The sequence below is a fragment of the Pseudonocardia sp. C8 genome (genome assembly GCF_014267175.1).
Classification (GTDB): Bacteria; Actinomycetota; Actinomycetes; order Mycobacteriales; family Pseudonocardiaceae; genus Pseudonocardia.
The window spans coordinates 1,539,648-1,555,064 of the sequence record NZ_JACMTR010000002.1; the positions used below are offsets into that span (position 1 = coordinate 1,539,648).

General features: G+C 69.5%; 18 protein-coding genes and 1 pseudogene. 12 read left to right on the plus strand and 7 right to left on the minus strand.

Annotated elements, in window-relative coordinates:
• Positions 1-614 precede the first annotated feature (614 nt).
• Together H7X46_RS07840 and istA are read right to left on the minus strand one after the other, a co-directional pair.
• Positions 615-1,454: an ATP-binding protein gene (locus H7X46_RS07840; protein WP_186357474.1), complete on the minus strand. Its 840-nt coding sequence runs from the start codon at positions 1,452-1,454 to the stop codon at positions 615-617.
• Positions 1,451-3,067 carry an IS21 family transposase gene (gene istA / locus H7X46_RS07845; protein ID WP_186357473.1) on the minus strand — a complete coding sequence of 539 codons (1,617 nt, stop codon included), beginning with the start codon at positions 3,065-3,067 and terminating at the stop codon, positions 1,451-1,453. Before istA ends, H7X46_RS07840 begins: the two co-directional genes overlap by 4 nt.
• A gap of 916 nt (positions 3,068-3,983) precedes the next feature.
• Between istA and H7X46_RS07850 the strand changes: the two genes are divergently transcribed.
• Both H7X46_RS07850 and H7X46_RS07855 read left to right on the plus strand, forming a co-directional pair.
• A complete protein-coding gene (locus H7X46_RS07850; protein ID WP_186358769.1) occupies positions 3,984-4,613 on the plus strand; it encodes a hypothetical protein in 630 nt (209 codons plus the stop codon).
• A gap of 24 nt (positions 4,614-4,637) precedes the next feature.
• Complete coding sequence (locus H7X46_RS07855; protein WP_186358770.1) at positions 4,638-5,870, plus strand: cupin domain-containing protein; 1,233 nt, start codon at positions 4,638-4,640, stop codon at positions 5,868-5,870.
• 50 nt (positions 5,871-5,920) lie between these two features.
• Here H7X46_RS07855 and H7X46_RS07860 read toward each other — a convergent pair whose 3' ends face one another.
• From H7X46_RS07860 to H7X46_RS07870, 3 genes and pseudogenes are all read right to left on the minus strand, one after another.
• Complete coding sequence (locus H7X46_RS07860) at positions 5,921-6,307, minus strand: VOC family protein (RefSeq protein WP_186358771.1); 387 nt, start codon at positions 6,305-6,307, stop codon at positions 5,921-5,923.
• Between the two features lie 112 nt (positions 6,308-6,419).
• Positions 6,420-6,578, minus strand: a pseudogene (locus H7X46_RS07865) (sigma factor-like helix-turn-helix DNA-binding protein); the annotation flags it as partial.
• Positions 6,579-7,306: 728 nt separating this feature from the next.
• Positions 7,307-7,504 (minus strand): hypothetical protein, encoded by a 198-nt coding sequence (locus tag H7X46_RS07870; protein ID WP_186358772.1) that lies wholly within the window; start codon positions 7,502-7,504, stop codon positions 7,307-7,309.
• Positions 7,505-7,700: 196 nt separating this feature from the next.
• Between H7X46_RS07870 and H7X46_RS07875 the strand changes: the two genes are divergently transcribed.
• Positions 7,701-8,339, plus strand: a complete 639-nt coding sequence (locus H7X46_RS07875; RefSeq protein ID WP_370588654.1) for a LysE family translocator — start codon at positions 7,701-7,703, stop codon at positions 8,337-8,339.
• A 20-nt stretch (positions 8,340-8,359) separates the two neighbouring features.
• Here H7X46_RS07875 and H7X46_RS30565 read toward each other — a convergent pair whose 3' ends face one another.
• Entirely contained in the window at positions 8,360-8,722 is a 363-nt protein-coding gene (locus tag H7X46_RS30565) for a gamma-glutamyl-gamma-aminobutyrate hydrolase family protein (RefSeq protein WP_186362517.1), read from the minus strand.
• Between the two features lie 1,151 nt (positions 8,723-9,873).
• Here H7X46_RS30565 and H7X46_RS29470 point away from each other — a divergent pair.
• The 9 genes from H7X46_RS29470 to H7X46_RS29475 all read left to right on the plus strand — a co-directional run bounded on the left by H7X46_RS29470 (position 9,874) and on the right by H7X46_RS29475 (position 14,939).
• On the plus strand, positions 9,874-10,014 hold the full coding sequence (locus tag H7X46_RS29470; RefSeq protein ID WP_255426095.1) for a hypothetical protein: 141 nt from the start codon (positions 9,874-9,876) through the stop codon (positions 10,012-10,014).
• 1,259 nt (positions 10,015-11,273) lie between these two features.
• Positions 11,274-11,816, plus strand: a complete 543-nt coding sequence (locus H7X46_RS07890) for a hypothetical protein (RefSeq protein WP_186358775.1) — start codon at positions 11,274-11,276, stop codon at positions 11,814-11,816.
• 68 nt (positions 11,817-11,884) lie between these two features.
• Entirely contained in the window at positions 11,885-12,157 is a 273-nt protein-coding gene (locus tag H7X46_RS07895) for a hypothetical protein (protein WP_186358776.1), read from the plus strand.
• Positions 12,158-12,442: 285 nt separating this feature from the next.
• On the plus strand, positions 12,443-12,832 hold the full coding sequence (locus H7X46_RS07900) for a hypothetical protein (RefSeq protein WP_186358777.1): 390 nt from the start codon (positions 12,443-12,445) through the stop codon (positions 12,830-12,832).
• A gap of 44 nt (positions 12,833-12,876) precedes the next feature.
• Entirely contained in the window at positions 12,877-13,194 is a 318-nt protein-coding gene (locus H7X46_RS07905; RefSeq protein WP_186358778.1) for an HD domain-containing protein, read from the plus strand.
• A 47-nt stretch (positions 13,195-13,241) separates the two neighbouring features.
• Complete coding sequence (locus tag H7X46_RS07910; RefSeq protein ID WP_186358779.1) at positions 13,242-13,451, plus strand: hypothetical protein; 210 nt, start codon at positions 13,242-13,244, stop codon at positions 13,449-13,451.
• Positions 13,452-13,769: 318 nt separating this feature from the next.
• Complete coding sequence (locus H7X46_RS07915; RefSeq protein ID WP_186358780.1) at positions 13,770-14,156, plus strand: PASTA domain-containing protein; 387 nt, start codon at positions 13,770-13,772, stop codon at positions 14,154-14,156.
• 4 nt (positions 14,157-14,160) lie between these two features.
• Complete coding sequence (locus H7X46_RS07920) at positions 14,161-14,673, plus strand: hypothetical protein (protein ID WP_186358781.1); 513 nt, start codon at positions 14,161-14,163, stop codon at positions 14,671-14,673.
• 143 nt (positions 14,674-14,816) lie between these two features.
• The gene (locus H7X46_RS29475; protein ID WP_255426096.1) at positions 14,817-14,939 is read left to right on the plus strand and encodes a hypothetical protein; all 123 of its coding nucleotides are present in this window, start codon (positions 14,817-14,819) and stop codon (positions 14,937-14,939) included.
• Positions 14,940-15,115: 176 nt separating this feature from the next.
• On the opposite strand, the gene H7X46_RS29040 is transcribed toward H7X46_RS29475, so the two are convergent.
• The gene (locus H7X46_RS29040) at positions 15,116-15,259 is read right to left on the minus strand and encodes a holin (protein WP_222131233.1); all 144 of its coding nucleotides are present in this window, start codon (positions 15,257-15,259) and stop codon (positions 15,116-15,118) included.
• Between the last annotated feature and the right edge of the window lie 158 nt (positions 15,260-15,417).

Sequence of the window (15,417 nt, forward strand, 5' to 3'; positions counted from 1 at the left end):
AACGCCTCCGGATCGTCAATCGCCTCAAAGCCGACAGTTCGGGCCTTCTCGGCAGCATACGATGTGCGCGACCCCCTCACGTGTCTGTCGACTGCATGCGCGCTGCTGGAGGTGCTGAACGCGCACTCGGTGCACTGCCAGGAGGCCAACCTCGACGACGTCGACGGTGACGGTTCCTGAGCGGTTATCGGCGTTCGTGCCCGCACGTCGCTGCTCGATCGGGCGCCCGGTGTCGCGCCGGTGGCGCGGGGGCCTGCGCGGAGATCGAGTTCGCGGTCGCGACCGACCGCGCTGGCCCAGGCCAAGGCTTGGCATGGCAACGCTGGCGCTTCTCCGATCGACCGTTCCCACCCGAGGATCGCTCCGAGCCCGCGCCGGTTGATGCGAGAAGCAGCTCCGCGACCAGCGGGGTCGCAGCTCCACCGATCACGGCACCGAGCTGATAGCCCGGGGACGCGCCGCTGTAGCGGACCTCGGGCTCGAACAGCTCGCCGAAGAAATGCCGCCATGGTGTCGCGTGCCAGCAAGAAGGGACCACCGGTCTGCCACGAGCTAGGGACCACGTCGGCGGTCGCGGGCCGTGTGATGCAGGGTGGCCGTGGCGGGTCGGGAGGTCAACTCTGCTCGGCGGTTTCGTCGGCCGCGGAGCGGCCGGCGGGGACGGGTTTCTGGCGTTGCCGGTAGCTCTCGCCCTCGACGACGAGCTCGTAGGCGGCCGACTGGAGCCGGTCGATGGCGGACTGGGCCAGCAGCGGATCGGCCATCATGGTGACCATCTCGCTGGGGTCGCGGTTGCTGGTGGTGATCGTCGAGGCGTGCCGGTGGCGTTCGACGACGAGTTCGTAGAAGTCGCTGGTGTCGGTGCTCCCGAGCGGGTGCAGGGCGAAGTCGTCGAGGATGAGCAGCTCGACGCGGTGCAGCTTGCGCAGCTCGTCGTCGTGGGTGCCGTCCAGGCGGGCCGCGCGCAGGCGTTTGAACAGCTTGTCGGCGCGCTCGAAGTGCACCGAGTAGCGGCGGCGGACCGCGGCGTGCCCGAGCGCGGTGGCCAGGAACGTCTTCCCGACCCCGACCGGGCCCATGATCAGCGCGTTGTGGGCGTCGGTGAGGAAGCGCAGCGAGCACAGCTCCGACCACAGCTGTCGGTCGAAGGCGACCGGGCTGGTGTCGTCCCAGGCTTCGAGCACCATGTTCGGGTCGAGCCCGGCGCGCGCGGCGCGCAGAGTGGTGGCCTGGCGGTCACGGCGGCCGACCTCGTCGGCGAGCAGCATCTCCAGGAAGTCGTGGTGGGCCAGATGCTGGGTGCGGGCCAGGGCGAGGCGCTCCGGGAGGGTGTCGAGCAGGCGGCCGAGCTTGAGCCGGCGCATCAACTCCTTGAGCTCGGCCGAGACCTCCACCCGTTGTGGCGCCCCGCTGCCGGCGGCGCGGGTGGCTGGCTTCGGGGTTCGGCTGGTCATGAGGGCCGCCGGCTGCTGGAGTTGGTGCTGAACTCGTCGGCGTCGCGGACGAACCGGCCCGCGGCCGGCACCACCGAACCGGTCGCGCCCGCATCGCCGGTGGCCGCTGGGCCGGCCCCCTCGCGGTGCTGGTCGTCGCCTTGCTGGTGGTGGAGTCCGCGGGCGAGCATGCGCTCGATGAGCCCGACGTTGATCACCTCGACCTCCAGCGCCCGAGCGCAGGCCGTGTCCAGATCCTGAGCGCCGTGGCGGCGGGCCAGCCCGAGCAGCCGGTAGACCTGCCGCATCTTCGTCCAGGGCAGCGGGTGCTCGAGCACCGCGGCGGCGAAGGCGCCGACGTTCGGCCCGTAGGTCTCGGCCCGGCGGGCGAGCCCGTCCAGATCACGCAGCGCGTAGGCGGACACCTCGGTGGGCAGATCGGCCGGGTCGGTGTGCCGCCGTCCCGGTGCTTGGCGGGGATGGACCTTGAGCAGCTGCCCGCGGTGGTAGAGCTTGACCGTGTTCGCGTCCGCGCGGGCCAGAATCCGCTGCCCGATCAGCTCGCCGGGCACCGAATAGAGCCCGCGGGCCACCTCGACGTGGCGGTCCCGGGCGACCTTGGGGCGAGTGAAGCTCGGGACCGCGAACGGCGCGCTCGGCGCCGGGCCCAGCAGCGGGGCCTCCTCGGCGGCGAACACCTCCCCGGGACGCGCCCGGGTGCTGCCGTGGATCCTCCTGCCGGCCACGTGGGTACACCAGTGGACGGCGCGTGCCCGGCAGTCGGCCAGGTCGACGAACTGTTCGCCGGCGAAGAAGTTGCCGCGCACGTACTGCACCGCCCGCTCGACACGGGGCTTGTCCTGCGGGTGTCGCACCCGGGTCGGGTCGATCGCGAACCCGCGGTGCTGGGCGTACTCCCGGAACGCGTCGTTGAACCGCGGGAACAGCGCATCCGCACGATCCACTACCGGGGCCAGGTTGTCCGGGATGACCACGGCGAACACTCCACCGAAGAACGCCCACGCGGCGTCGAACCCGGCGATCACCTCGTCCTGGGTCTGTCGGTGGGCGGGGAACACGAACAGGTGCCGCGAGTAGACCGCAGTGAAGATCAACCCGTGGGTCACTCGCCGGTTGCCGCGGGCCGGGTCCGGGATCAGCCCGAGCCGTCCGAAGTCGACCTGCACCTCCACGCCCGGCTCGCCGTCGACCACCGGGACGGTCGCGCGACGGCGACCGAATCCCAGCTCGGCGACCGCGAAGCGGTGCAGCGTGCGATACGGCACCGTCACCCCGCGGCGTTCGAGCAGCACGTGCACCTTGACCAAGCTCAGCCCGTCGCCCAGCCAGCCGGCGATCCGTTCTCGCTCACCGGCGATGATCTCCCAGGAGGTTCCGGTGCCCCGCGGTCGCGCCGGGCGCACGGCGGCCACCACCGTCCCGAGCAGCTCGTCGGTGAGTTGGCCCGGCCCGCCGTCGCGGTCGAGTCCGGCGGCCTTGCCGGCCTCGACGTAGCGGCGGACCGTCTTGCGGTCCACCCCGGCCAGCGTGGTCACCGCCCGCAGCGACTGGCCGTCCAGCCATAGCCGCAGGATCTCCTTGACTTCGATCACGGACACCTCCCGGTAGCTCATGCGGTCGACCACAGCGGCCGCACGACCTACCGGAGGGGAGCCACGCCGAGGTGGTCCCATCACTGGCAAACAGGTGGTCCCATGCTCGTGGCAGAACTACGCCTCAGCCGGTCCCATGATCGTGGCAAGCGACAGCCATGGGCCCGTACATCATCGCGAGCAGAATCAGTCCGAGACCATGGCCGCGTCCGTGCCGGTGCCCGGCGTACTCCGTGGGGGTGCTCTTGCCCCTGGTCAGGTCCCAGATGCTGTCCCCCAGGGCGATCGAACAGCCTGGGGGACCCGTTCAGCCAGCCGCGCTGGCGTCCACCACGGAGGACACAGTAAATGGACGACGCCACGCGGCTGCGGGCGGTGGCCCGGACTCCCGCACGACGCGGCCTCCTCCCGCACGTTCACCGACGCAACCGGTCCCGGTCGCCGCGGCCGACAGCACCGCCGGGGCGCTTCCCCCGCCCCCGGGTGTGCCGGCCGCGGCGCGGGACGACGCTAACACAGAATCGAACAGACGTTCCCTTCGAACGGGTGACGGCGGCCGCCCGGGGCCGGCTCTGGCCGGGTGCGGTTTGGTGACGCCCGCAGGGCGAGCAGACCGGGCGCGTTCCGTTACGCGATACCGGGCGACATTCGGCGGTCCGCCCTCGCTGGGTGGCCAGCCCTTGCTGGGTTGGCCGGCGTCCCGGAAATCGAGTGTCCGCTTGCCACCGCGACGTGGCGCGTCGCGGCCTGTGGGCCCCCTGGTCCACACCTAGATCGGCGACAGCCCTACCCCGACCGCTGTGCCCGCCGGCCTCGAAGAGGGTCGGCTGCGGCCGTTTGTAACAGCGCCTCCTCGCTGTTCGAGTCAGTCAGCACGCAAGGGACGAGCAGGACCGAGCGATGAGATTCGTACTACCCGGCGGCTGAGGAGGTTGCAATGCCTGAGGATGGCAAGGTTCAGGGGCAGTACACTCTCGGAAACGACGATATTCACGTGCAATACCGCAATAAGCAGGACCTCGTACGTCAAGCAATTAGTTTCGCCCAGTCACGGGCCGACGATTCGGTTTCGCCCGACGGGGCTATCACCATGCCGGCGCGGTCATTTCGGATGGTTGTGGAAGCATTGCGGATGACGTACAAGACTCTTGGTGAGACGATTCACCAGGATCTGAGCGCGACCACCGCGCCTCCATCGGCGACGGCCCATGCTACGAGCGACAAAGGGCTCGGGCCGGCGGTTAGTCACGCGGAGGCAGAAGTCTTGACCCGGTTCAATTCTGGCAAACCAAGAGCGCGGGAGGCTCTGAGGCAAGCCACGCTCCATTCAGAGTACAACGAGGATGCATTCCGCCACGGGGACCAAATCTCCATCCCCTTGAAGGCGTTCCAAGATATATCCGCAGCACTAATTGAGAGCAACGACCTCATGTCCGACATCCTGCGGGACCAAAGACTTCTAGCTGAGTTGAGAACCTTGGAGTCATCAGGTCCGCGGCCCGATCATGGTGACTATGGCTCGAATTGGGACCCGTGGAACACGGGGGACTGGTTCACAACCCACTGACCCTATCCCGCGAATCTGGAGGAGATGGTGGAGTCAGCGTCATCGGCGGCGCTGGAACGGATAATCTCGCCGCACACAGTCGCCGAATTCATTTCAAAATACTGGGAGCAGACTCACCTGCATGTTCCTCACGAGGGTAATCCACTCCTCAGGAGGTACCTGACCGAGCTAGTATCGGTTGACGACATCGACTATTTCTTGGCCACGATCTGCGGTGCCGGTCCGCAACGGTGGGATTCGCTTCGCCTCAGCCAGAACGGGACGCCGATTCCGCCCGCGGAGTTTCAATTCAACGAGCGCGCGGGATTCGCGACGTTCGACATCAACCGGATCCTATCGCTGTACCGCAACGGCGCAACGCTGATCGTGAACAGTGTTCAGCAGACCCTGTTCCCCGTCGCGACACTGTGCAACGAACTGGCCGGTTTCTTCGGCGTGCGCGTCTTGGCGAATGTCTATATAACGCCGCCGTCCGGACAGGGATTCCCTGCCCATCACGACAACCACGACGTGTTCCTCCTGCAGGTCCTCGGCGAAAAACATTGGACGCTCTACGGGTCGCCAGTTCCATTGAGTCGCTGGCCCGGCCGAGCTGACGTGCGGGACGCCCCAAGAGAAGTAGCCCGGGACCGGCTTTGCCTTAGGGCGGGCGAAGCGCTCTACATGCCGCGCGGTCTCGTTCACGAAGGAACCGCGTCGGAGGCGACCTCTTTTCATTTGACAATCGGGATTCATCCCTACACGTGGGCGCAACTGCTGATCGACGTGGTGTCAGAGGTCCAACGCGAGGACGTCGAATTTCGGCGCTCAGTCGCACCACAGCTCGCAGCCATCGGGGATGGAGAGGGGTTGGAAGAGATCGTGGCGAAACTGTCAGGGCGCCTCCGCGATGGAAGCCGACTCGCCCGGGTTGTGAATCAAAAGATGGCCGAGGTTGCCTGCGGCCCAGGTCCGGTACCGGCTCACGGACGTTTCCGCAGGCTGGTTGACCCTCCGGGAGTCACGCTCACGACCCTGCTTCATGTGCCTCGCGATGAGGAGGTCGAGATTCACACGAGCGAGGATGGGATCGAGGTGATCTCCCGCGACAAAGTTGTTACGCTTCCGGGGTTCGCACTACCACAGGTTCAGGCGCTTTTCTCCGGAGCGCCGACCTGCGCGGCGGCCCTGCCCACGGGGCTGGACGACGAAGGGAAGTTGGTTCTAGTCCGACGACTAGCCCGCGAAGGTCTGCTCGAGGCAGAAGTCAGCGGATGACTTGGCGCGCCGGCCGTGTCCCCGTCAAAGGATCGACGAACGGCACGGTGCTAGCTCGGCCCACGGAGATCGGCTCCCGCGGGCTGCCACAGCTGGATCGGATTGCCTTCTGGATCGTGCAGCTGTGCGAATCGGCCGTTGGGGTACTCGCTGGCGTCGACGGCGACCTCGATCCCTGCGGCGCGAAGTTGGCTGACCATCGCGTCCAGGTCCGCGACCCGGAAGTTGATCGCCCACGCGTGCTCCGGCCCGCCGAAATGGCAGGAATCGGCCGGCATGGCGGCGAACACGGTCGGACCGGCTTGCTGCCACCACGAGGACACCTCGTAGGACTCTGGTGCCGGGTCAACGCCGAGATGCTCGGCGTACCACCGACTGAGGCGGTCCGGATCCGCGGCGCGGAAGAACACCCCACCCACCCCTGTCACCCGCTCCACCGCGGCTCCCTCCTGCCACCGAGCCGTTCACCGGAAACTTGCCACCAGCCCGGCCGGACGACACGGTCTGGCCGGGCTGGTGGCAAGGTTCTCTACTCCGCCGAGGAAGTCGACCGCGAGACCGTTGCTGGTACTTCGGAGGCAGGTCCGAGCTCAACGCCGACCGCACCGTGTTCCGGGAGATCTGCAGCCGACGAGCGATCTCACTGATCGACACGCCCTCGGCCCGATGCAGCCGGCGGATCTCCGCCCAGTCCTCCACCTTGATCACCCTCCTCACGATCTCGGAGGGTGGTCACTTTTCAGCCGTCGACACCTGCTCAGTCTTCACCCGTCGTCGACAGGAGGAACCAGTTGGAATGGGACGGAGTCCGCAGCCTTGTCTCACCGAAGTTGGTTCCGGTGGAAGCGCGCCGATGGACGGACTTGCAGTGCACTCGCCCGAGACTCGCGGCGAAGGAGGAGGATGTCCTGTCTCATTGAAGCTGGCACCTCCGCGATGCTCTGAACTGCGTGGAGCCAGGGGGCGGACACACCGGTCGATTACGTGCCGGGACGGCGACCACAGTCGGTGCACCGTCTGGTTCGGGCGTGGAAAGACGTCGAGGTGCGGTGCGGACGCGGCTTGTCGTGGCGGAGCTGCAGGCAGTTGCCGTGCGGTGGAATCCACACCTCCGCGTCGTCGTGTCCGTCCCCGCGCGGCCACCAGTTCTGCACGGGTGCGGAGTCCGGCGCCGCCGTCGCGGTTCGGACATCCTCGCTGGCCTGGCTCAGGTTCTGTGGGCCGTGCGCGAGCAGTCCCGACGCGCGCACTCGGTGAGGAGCTCGGCGGCGACTCGCGACAGCGTGATCACACGGGGTTCCGGGTCGGCGGCGCCGCCGAGCACCTGGTGCAGGCCCCACTCGAGATGTCCGGCGACCAGCCCGGTGGCCAGGTCCTGGCCGTGCCGGTCGGGTTCCGGGTCGGTGCGGGCGGCGAGCTCCTCGAAGGTGAGCTGGTCACCCCAGGTGGGTCATCAGGTCACCACCGTTGACGTTGCGTTCTCCGTCGTCTTTTTGGAGCTGGGTCCAGGCCACGAAGAGCGCGAGGATCCACCGATCGGCGTCGCGGCGGTGTTCAAATGGCATCTGGGGTGTGGGCTCCGGGGTGGCGCAGCTGCAGGAGGGCGTCACGTTGCCGAGCGCGGGCCGGCGCATGGCGGGCTTGCTGATGGCGGTGGAGCATCGAGAGCAGGCCCTCCGGGATGGTGGTGTCGGTGTCCGGCCTCGGTGAGCTCACCGTGTCGGTTCCATGCGCTGTAGGCCCACCCGAGGCGCGCCCGGGCCAACCAAACACGGGCAGACCTCGAACATCGGACTCGACACCGCAGGCGAGATGACAGAGGCTTCGGACGTGGATCACCGACTCGTCGCCTTCGCCTCCGCCGCAGCGATCATCATCGTCGTGCCGGGCCCCAGCGTTGTCTTCACCGTCGGACGCGCGCTCGCGGTGGGTCGGTCCGCTGCGCTCTCCACCGTCGCGGGAAACGCGGTCGGTGTCTTCCTGCAGGTACTCGGGGTTGCGGTCGGTGTAGGCCAGGTCATCGCGCAGTCGGCCGCGGCCTTCACCGTGCTGAAGCTGGTGGGCGCTGCCTACCTCGTCCATCTCGGATTGACAGCCGTCCGCCGCAGGCACGATCTGGTCCGAGCGATCACCGCATCCGACGACTGCGGGCGCCGTATCGGTCGGCTTCGTAGCGGTCTCGACGGACTGGTCGTCGGCGTGACGAACCCCAAGTCGGTCGTGTTCTTCGTTGCCTTCCTGCCGCAGTTCGTCGACGTCGGTGGGTCGGTCTTCGCTCAGGTAGTGGTACTCGGTGCCATCTTCGTGATGCTCGCGCTGGTGCTGGACAGCGCGTGGGCGCTCGCGGCCGGCTCAGCCCGCACCTGGCTCGTCTCGTCGCCCCGACGCAGCGCGGCCGTCGGCGGCGTCGGTGGGCTCGCCATGATCGGTGTCGGTGTCGGCGTCGCGACAGCCGGGCCGGCCCAGTAGCGAGTCGTCCGCGGCCCCGGTCAAGAACACCGAGGCCGTCCGGGCAGTTGGGCTCCTCCACTGCCGCCGGCGGGTGGACGTCGTGCCAGCCGACTCGCGATCGGCCCAAGTGGGCGGGTCGTGCCGCCGAGTGCCTCGGCGAGCAGCTGGGCGCCGAAACAGATCGCCAGGATCGGGGTTCCAGCCTCGTGCGCCTGGCGGAGGAAGGCGGTCTCGGCGGCGGCCCAGGCGCGGATGCGCTCGCGGGGCCAGGGCGCTCCAAGCGTCATGATCAGGTCCCCATGTCTGGGGGGTCGGGGAAGCTGACCTCGACGTCCGGGGGTGTCGAAACGGTCGGCCGAGACGACGGTGAGCCTGGCATGCGCGCCACTTTCGTGAGACATGGCTTCGCGGACGCGGTGCCGCGGACCGGCGTCGGCAAGCAGGACAAGAAGGTGCTGCGGGCGAAGTACAGCGACCTCTACGGCGATGCCTGAGTTCTGCTGAGTAGGTGCCGTCCGTTGCCGGCCGAGCGCCATTCCTGACCACCGCTTGAGTCCGCCACAACGGCTGAGGACCTGACAGCGCGTTTCCCGAACCTCGACTGGCGGATCACACCGGGCAGCTCCTCGCCGCTGACCGACGGCGCGTCCGCCGTGCTGATCACGAGCGAGCGGCGCACGCCGAACAGATCGCCAGTATCGGGACTCCAACCTCGTACGCGTGGCGGAGGGAGGCAGTCTCGGTGGCGGCCCAGGCGCGGATGCGCTCGCGGGGCCAGGGGGCTCCGAGCGTGATGATCAGATCCCATGGCTGGGGGCGGGGAAGGTGACGTCGACGCCCGGGGTGTCGAAACGGTCGGCCGAGACGACGGTGAGCCAGTCGAGGTCGATGTCGCGGCTGTGCAGCGCGAGTTCGAGCAGACCCAGCCCGGCGAGGTGATCGTGGCCGATTACCAGGGCTCGTCAGGTGGTCACTCTCGGAATCTACTGCGCTATAGGCAGAGCTCCCTCCGGAGCGGCCGTGGGCGGAGGCTGGAGATGAGCGATGCCGAGGAGAACAACGGGGGTCGTCTGGCCGGGGTTGAGACGTGCCGATGGTCGACGTTGTCGAGACCGACGCAACGTCCTTCCTCGCATTCTCCAGTCATTTGATCCTGGCGGGCCCCCGGCATCACCATCGGTGAGACACGCATCAGATCGGTGAGACGCCGCATCAGGTCCAGCGAAGTCGCATCAGATCCGCTGAGGCAGGACAACAGCAGCGAGCCAGCAGAGGCTCGATCGTGTCGTACCTGCTACGCGCCAGAACCAACATTATGTCGCGTAGCGCCCATCCACCGGACAGTGCCGCTATCGGTCATCATCTGGGGAGGTGTTCGGACAGACTCGGGGCGTCTGCATGAGGCGCGACTTGTCATGGCGGGTGGAGCCGGAGTATGCCGGCGGTAATCGTCAGTCGCGGCGGCCGTGTGCTGGTCGCTGAGCAGGTTCGTCGGGGCCTCGGCTGCGCCCGGGTCGAGGCTGATGTTGTCGGTCGAGGATGGCGTGTAGTGATGGAGAGTCTGGAGCAGTTGATGGCTCGGATCCGGCGCGAGGTCGCCGAGTCCTGGACCGGGCCCGCCGACACCTCCGCCGCGGAGGAGCTGATCAGCGACCGGCGCGCCGAGGCCGCCGCCGAGGACGAGCAGCAGTGAGTCCTCCGATCCCCGCTCACCGCCTCCGGCGGTGAGCGTCCAGTGGTGCTCGACGTGTCCGCGGTGCTGGCCTGCCTGGCTGCGTGACGAACCGGTGCCGTCGTGGTCGCCGGCCACCTCCACGCTGCGATGATCTCGGCGGTGAACCTCTCCGAAGTCCACCAGAGTCTCGCCGAGCGTGGTGTCGCCGCCGGCTGCACCCGGCGGGTCCTCGTCGTGTGCCGGTAGCCGGTTGAGGTATCACCGGCGTGTCGACGAGCATCGGGTGTGATCGTGTGTCAGGCCCGGTCGAACGCGCCGGTCTGGAGTGCGTGGCGGTAGAGGTGTTCTTCGATCCATCGGTCGGCGCTACACCGCCCGCGTGCGGTCGGTGGCCGCTGCGGGTCTGCGGGGACGACGACGGTCGCGGTGGTGCCCGCTTTGGCCGTGGTGACCAGCCCGACGCCGTGGAGGGCGCAGTCGAGCCGTTCCGGATCGTTGTCGGTGACGGTGCTGCTGGTGAGGACGGCGCTGGGTCCGAACCCGCTCCAGCGGGTGGCCGCGGTGATGCTGGTGCGCAGGCGGCGTCGGGTGTCGGGGAACAGCGTGCCGGTCAGGGTGAGCGCCGGTGCCGGGGCGGGGTAGTCGGCCCATTCCCAGGTCGCCAGGGTGTCTTCGTCGAGCTCGGGCGGGTTCCCGTCGATCTGACGGCGGGTGCGAAACCTGCCGGGCGAGCGTGACGATCGGCCAGAGCCTCAGGCCGAACAGGCTTACCGCGGGCAGGGTCGTACCCGTCCAGCCCAGACCCGACACCGCGGCGCGGGCGGCGACGTCGTCGACCGGAATCCGCCATGGGGAGAGTCTCTCGTCCTTCGCCGGCAGTGCTGGGCTGTGTGCCGGTGATCAGCGATTCGCGTCCGACGGAACAGTGCTCCGGTAGCTCACAGTCGATACCCGGTGCCGCGGTGCGCACGTTGCCGATCTCCACGTCGCGGTCGCCTGCCGGTGCCTGTGGTGCGCTCAGGGCCGCGCGGCCTGGTGTTGGGTCGGACCGCCGGTGGCGGGGCCTGTCGGCCCGGTGGCTTCGCACGGCCGGTCTCACGGTCAAGGGCGCTGCGCTGGCGCTCCGCGTCGCCTTCGGCGACCGGCCTGCGGCCGGCCCTTGACCGTGAGCCTCGCCGGCCGTGCCGGGACGCCCGAAGGGGCGGCGGGGAACAGCGCCCCGCCACCCCTTACGGGGTTCCCGGGCCGACAGGCCCACCGAGATGTGGGAGGCCAGCATGGCGCACAGCGGCGAGCACACCACCGACCCGCAGGGCATCGACGGCGCCGATGCGGGCGAGGCCCGGCAGGGCGTGGCCGGGGCGGTGGAGGTGCTCGGGATGGTGGTGCGGGTGGCCGGGCCGGTGGCCTGCCGGGTGGATATGCGGTTCGCCGGGACCCCGCAGCGGCAGTTGGGGCTCTCGATGGGCCCGGTGTTGATCTATCTGCAGAGCCAGTACACCGCGGCGCGGGTCGCGCGCCAGTGGCGCTCGGCGGCGCCGTTGGTGGCCTCGCTGCCGACGGTGTTGGCCGGGCGGCGTCGGGGGGTAATGACTGCGGGTGGGCCGTGGTCGACCGCGACGATGATCCGGCTGGGTGGGGCGCCGACGGTGTCCGGGGGCCTGGTCGAGCCTCGGCCGGGGTCGGAGGCGGCGGTGGTGTTGCGGATGCGGGTCGGTCCGTTGGTGTGGGAGTTGTGCGACGCCGCGGCCTACACGGCCACGGTGAGGGGGTGGACGCTGGCTGCGCAAATGCTGGCGGTGGACGGCGACGACCTGTAACCCCGGGGTTGTGGATAACTTGGGCCCGGCTGCTGGCGTGGCCGGGCCCGCCCTGTCACCGTGCAGGCATGCGATGGCGGGTCGGGGTGCTGCGGCCGGACGCGGAGAACGTCGACTGGACGGCCACCGGGCAGGCGCCCGAGTGGGTGGTGGCGCGGCGCCGGGCGCTGGACGCGCTGGCGGCGCTGATCACCGGGGAGGGTCGGTGTCAGGAGTACCGGCTGCTGGTTGACACGGTGCCGGTCGTGGTGTGGCCGGGCATCACCGACGACGGCACCCTGGACGTCCGCGGGATCGACGACGTCCTGCCCGCCGACCGCTACGGCGCCCCGTGCCCGTGAGGCCCACCCGTCGTCTCGTGCTCGTCGGGTGGCGATGCGCTCAGGGCCGCGCAGGGCCGAGCGGTCGTGCGGACACCTCCGGCGGCCGAGATCCCACCGTGTCGTGATCGGGCTCGGACCTGGCGGTGCGTGTGCCTGTCCCCGCCAAGGGCGTGGCACGCGGCCGGTGCACCCGTGCCGGCCGAACGGTCCGCGAGCCCGTCGTGGGCTCCGCGGGGTTCGCGTTCGCGAACGGGATGTTGCGATCGGCCGCGCACCGGGTGAGGGGTGCGGATCCTGGCCGGCATGGGTGGTGTTCGGTTCTGGCTGGCCGCGGGTGCGGCCTGCGTGCTGGTCGTGCTGGTCCCGGCCGGCGCGGCGTCGGCCCAGGAGGTGGGGGAGCCGGACTTCGGCACCCATCCCGGCCGGTATCTGGTCGACTCGGCGATCTATGCCGAGTCGGTCGATGGCTGGCGGTGTCATCTGGTCGACGACTGCCGCACCGAGCAGCGGTTCGGTGGCGATCCCGCACCGATCGCCTGGCCGGCCCGCGGGCAGCGGGTGGAGGTCTCGTGCCGGTTCGGGGCCTACTACCTGGTCACCACCGAGCACGGGATACGGGGCTGGTCACCGGCCCGCGAGATCGACTCGCCGTGGCGGCAGTGGCCCTGCACCGCACTGGACTGGATGTGGTGAACCCCGAACACGGGCCCGGCCCGGATGATGTGAGGGAGACGGGAGTGCGCGCAGGCTCCGCGCGGGACCTGGCCCGCCGACATCTGGCCGGGGCGTTGCCGCGCCGCTGGCGCCACGTCCAGGGTGTCGCCCGCCGCGCCGAGGCCGTCGCCGGCCACCTCGGCGACGCCGAGGGTGCGGTGTTGGTGGCGTGGCTGCACGACGTCGGCTACGCCCCGTCCCTGGCCGTGATGGGGTTTCATCCGCTCGACGGCGCGGTCGCCCTGCGCGAGCTCGGGGCCGGCGAGCGAGTTTGCGGTCTGGTCCTCGACGACGTCCAGGCCGCGCTCGAGCGCCGCGGCCGCGGCGAGATCGAGGCCTGACCGGTGCTCGAGCTCGTCGCCGCGCTCGTCGTGTCCAGCGGCTCGCTGTGGGCCACCGGGATCGTGGCCAGCGTGGTCTACGTGCCCACCTGCTGGAGTGGCCGTTCGCGTTCTGCTGGTGTTGCCACGGCAAGGGGAAGCACTTCCGGCGCGGCGGGAAGCTGTTCCGCGACTGCGAGATCTGCGCGAGCCGCGGCCGGCGCTTCCGGGTGGAGGCCTTGCTGTTCGCACGGGCCCGCTCGGGCCGGGACGAGTAGGCCCGCTTGCCGCTACATCCCAGGTCAAAGCCGTGATCATCGGCTAGCGCCGCTGCTTGACCAAGCGGGGTCCGGTGCTTGATCGGTACGCGCCCGAGCCGGGCGGTGGGGCGGGCTGTAGAGGGTCTTAACCCGCCCCGACCTCGACCGCCTGACGCCCCGGGGCCGCCGGGCGGCCGTGCCAAGTAGGTACCTCGCATGGCTCAGGTGAAACAGACTCGCGCCCATCTCCGAGCATGGGCGAGACCCCCTTTGTAACGCCCGGTGGCGTTCTGCCGCTGAAGCGTTCGCACACCTACAGACGGAAGGCCTCACCTGATGCGCAAGATCGCCCTGCTCCCCATCGCCCTGATCGCCGCGGCCGCACTGGCCGGCTGCGGTTCCAGTGCGGAGGAGAGCTTCGAGGAGGGCTTCCGGGCCGGGCAGCAGAACGCGGCCCCGACGACGGCCGCCGCGGCTGCGTCCCCCACGGCTCCGCCGGTCACCGACGTGACCATCCCGGACGTCGAGGGCAAGAACGGTGCGATCGCCCTCGACGAGCTCGAGCAGGCCGGCCTGACCAACGTGCAGCCGGCCTCGCGCGACAAGGAAGACAAAGTCGTGCTGAACGCGGCGAACTGGACGGTGACGAAGATCGAGCCTGGCGCCGGCGAGACGGTCCGGTCGGACTCCACCGTCGTCGTCACGATGACGAAGCAGGGCTGAGGTCGTGACCACGCCGCCGCCACCCGGGGTCGACCCGGGCCCCGTCCCGCCTTCGTGGGCCCCCGGATACCAGCCGCCGACCCCGCGCCGGAAAGCGTGGCCCTGGGCGGCCGGCGGCTCGGTCGCACTGCTGCTCGTCCTCGCGGCGGTCACGGGCCTGATGCTCGGCAAGGCGAGGTCGACCGTGCGCGGGTCGGTGGTCGGCTCCGGCATGTCGACCTCGATCTTCGATCCGTCGGCCTTCTATCCGGTCGCCGGCGGCGAGTGCAGGGGGCAGGGCGGATACAGCGACATCCGTGGCGGCGCCACCGTCACGGTGTACGACGCCGAGGGCGGCGTCGTCGGGACCGGGCAGCTCGAGCCGGGGGCCGGCAGCTATGGGCAGTGCACGTTCTTCTTCGAGGTCCGGGACGTGCCGCGGAGCGACTTCTATTTGGTCGAGGTCTCGCACCGGGGGAAGGTTCCCTACAGCGCGGCAGAGGTCGCGGAAGGGATCCGGATGTCGATCGGATCCTGAACGACCGGAACGGTTGGCGACAGGTACTCGCTAGGCTGTTTGGGCGAGCGCTGGAGCTGTCGGGCGGGGTCGCTACTGTCCGCCGTCATGAGTGAACTTGACAACAGGGCGCTGAAATCGCGACCCAGGAGGAAGTCCTCCAGATGATCAAGCGGCTGGCCCCGAACGTGAACGATGTCTACCGAGCGCGTCAACTGGCCGAGGCCTACGCGCTGGCAACCGGCGAGATCAGCACGATCCACAACACCGCGGTCAAGACCTCCTGAATGATGCGGAAACGACGACGAGCGCCCCGCCCCGTGAGTCCGGAGGCCGTCCGCTTCTCGTTCGGGGAGCGGACGGGTCCGTGATCGATGTAGGGCGGGCGCGGGCTGCTCGACACAAGCGACGCGGTGCCCGGGCTCAACGGCCGGCGCGGACACGATCGACGTGAGCACGCTGATCACGGCGGCGCCGGGGGCGACCCCGAGCGCGAACCCCAGTCGACGGACAGCAGGTCGAACGCGACGTCGCCGACCAGCCAGATCGACAGCAGCGCCTGGGCTGCCGTCTTCAGGGCCCGCTCGGCGGCGTCCTTCCAGAACACGACGGTGCACAGGCCACTGTGCCTTTTCCGAATCCGGGGCGGCCCGGTGGGGGCCGTGTCGGGTGTGTGCGGTGCCCTTGGCAGCCGCCGAGCCGCGGGCCCGGCGGCGACACCGGGGTGGCTCGGCGAGCGGTACCGGCACGCCCGGTGGCCGGCCG

Excerpts from the sequence above, each read along its gene's own strand:
- H7X46_RS07840 (WP_186357474.1), bottom strand. The coding sequence starts at position 1,454 with ATGACCAGCCGAACCCCGAAGCCAGCCACCCGCGCCGCCGGCAGCGGG.
- istA (WP_186357473.1), bottom strand. The coding sequence starts at position 3,067 with ATGAGCTACCGGGAGGTGTCCGTGATCGAAGTCAAGGAGATCCTGCGG.
- H7X46_RS07850 (WP_186358769.1), top strand. The coding sequence starts at position 3,984 with ATGCCTGAGGATGGCAAGGTTCAGGGGCAGTACACTCTCGGAAACGAC.
- H7X46_RS07855 (WP_186358770.1), top strand. The coding sequence starts at position 4,638 with ATGGTGGAGTCAGCGTCATCGGCGGCGCTGGAACGGATAATCTCGCCG.
- H7X46_RS07870 (WP_186358772.1), bottom strand. The coding sequence starts at position 7,504 with ATGCGCCGGCCCGCGCTCGGCAACGTGACGCCCTCCTGCAGCTGCGCC.
- H7X46_RS30565 (WP_186362517.1), bottom strand. The coding sequence starts at position 8,722 with ATGTCTCACGAAAGTGGCGCGCATGCCAGGCTCACCGTCGTCTCGGCC.
- H7X46_RS29470 (WP_255426095.1), top strand. The coding sequence starts at position 9,874 with ATGGAGAGTCTGGAGCAGTTGATGGCTCGGATCCGGCGCGAGGTCGCC.
- H7X46_RS07890 (WP_186358775.1), top strand. The coding sequence starts at position 11,274 with ATGGCGCACAGCGGCGAGCACACCACCGACCCGCAGGGCATCGACGGC.
- H7X46_RS07895 (WP_186358776.1), top strand. The coding sequence starts at position 11,885 with ATGCGATGGCGGGTCGGGGTGCTGCGGCCGGACGCGGAGAACGTCGAC.
- H7X46_RS07900 (WP_186358777.1), top strand. The coding sequence starts at position 12,443 with ATGGGTGGTGTTCGGTTCTGGCTGGCCGCGGGTGCGGCCTGCGTGCTG.
- H7X46_RS07915 (WP_186358780.1), top strand. The coding sequence starts at position 13,770 with ATGCGCAAGATCGCCCTGCTCCCCATCGCCCTGATCGCCGCGGCCGCA.
- H7X46_RS29475 (WP_255426096.1), top strand. The coding sequence starts at position 14,817 with ATGATCAAGCGGCTGGCCCCGAACGTGAACGATGTCTACCGAGCGCGT.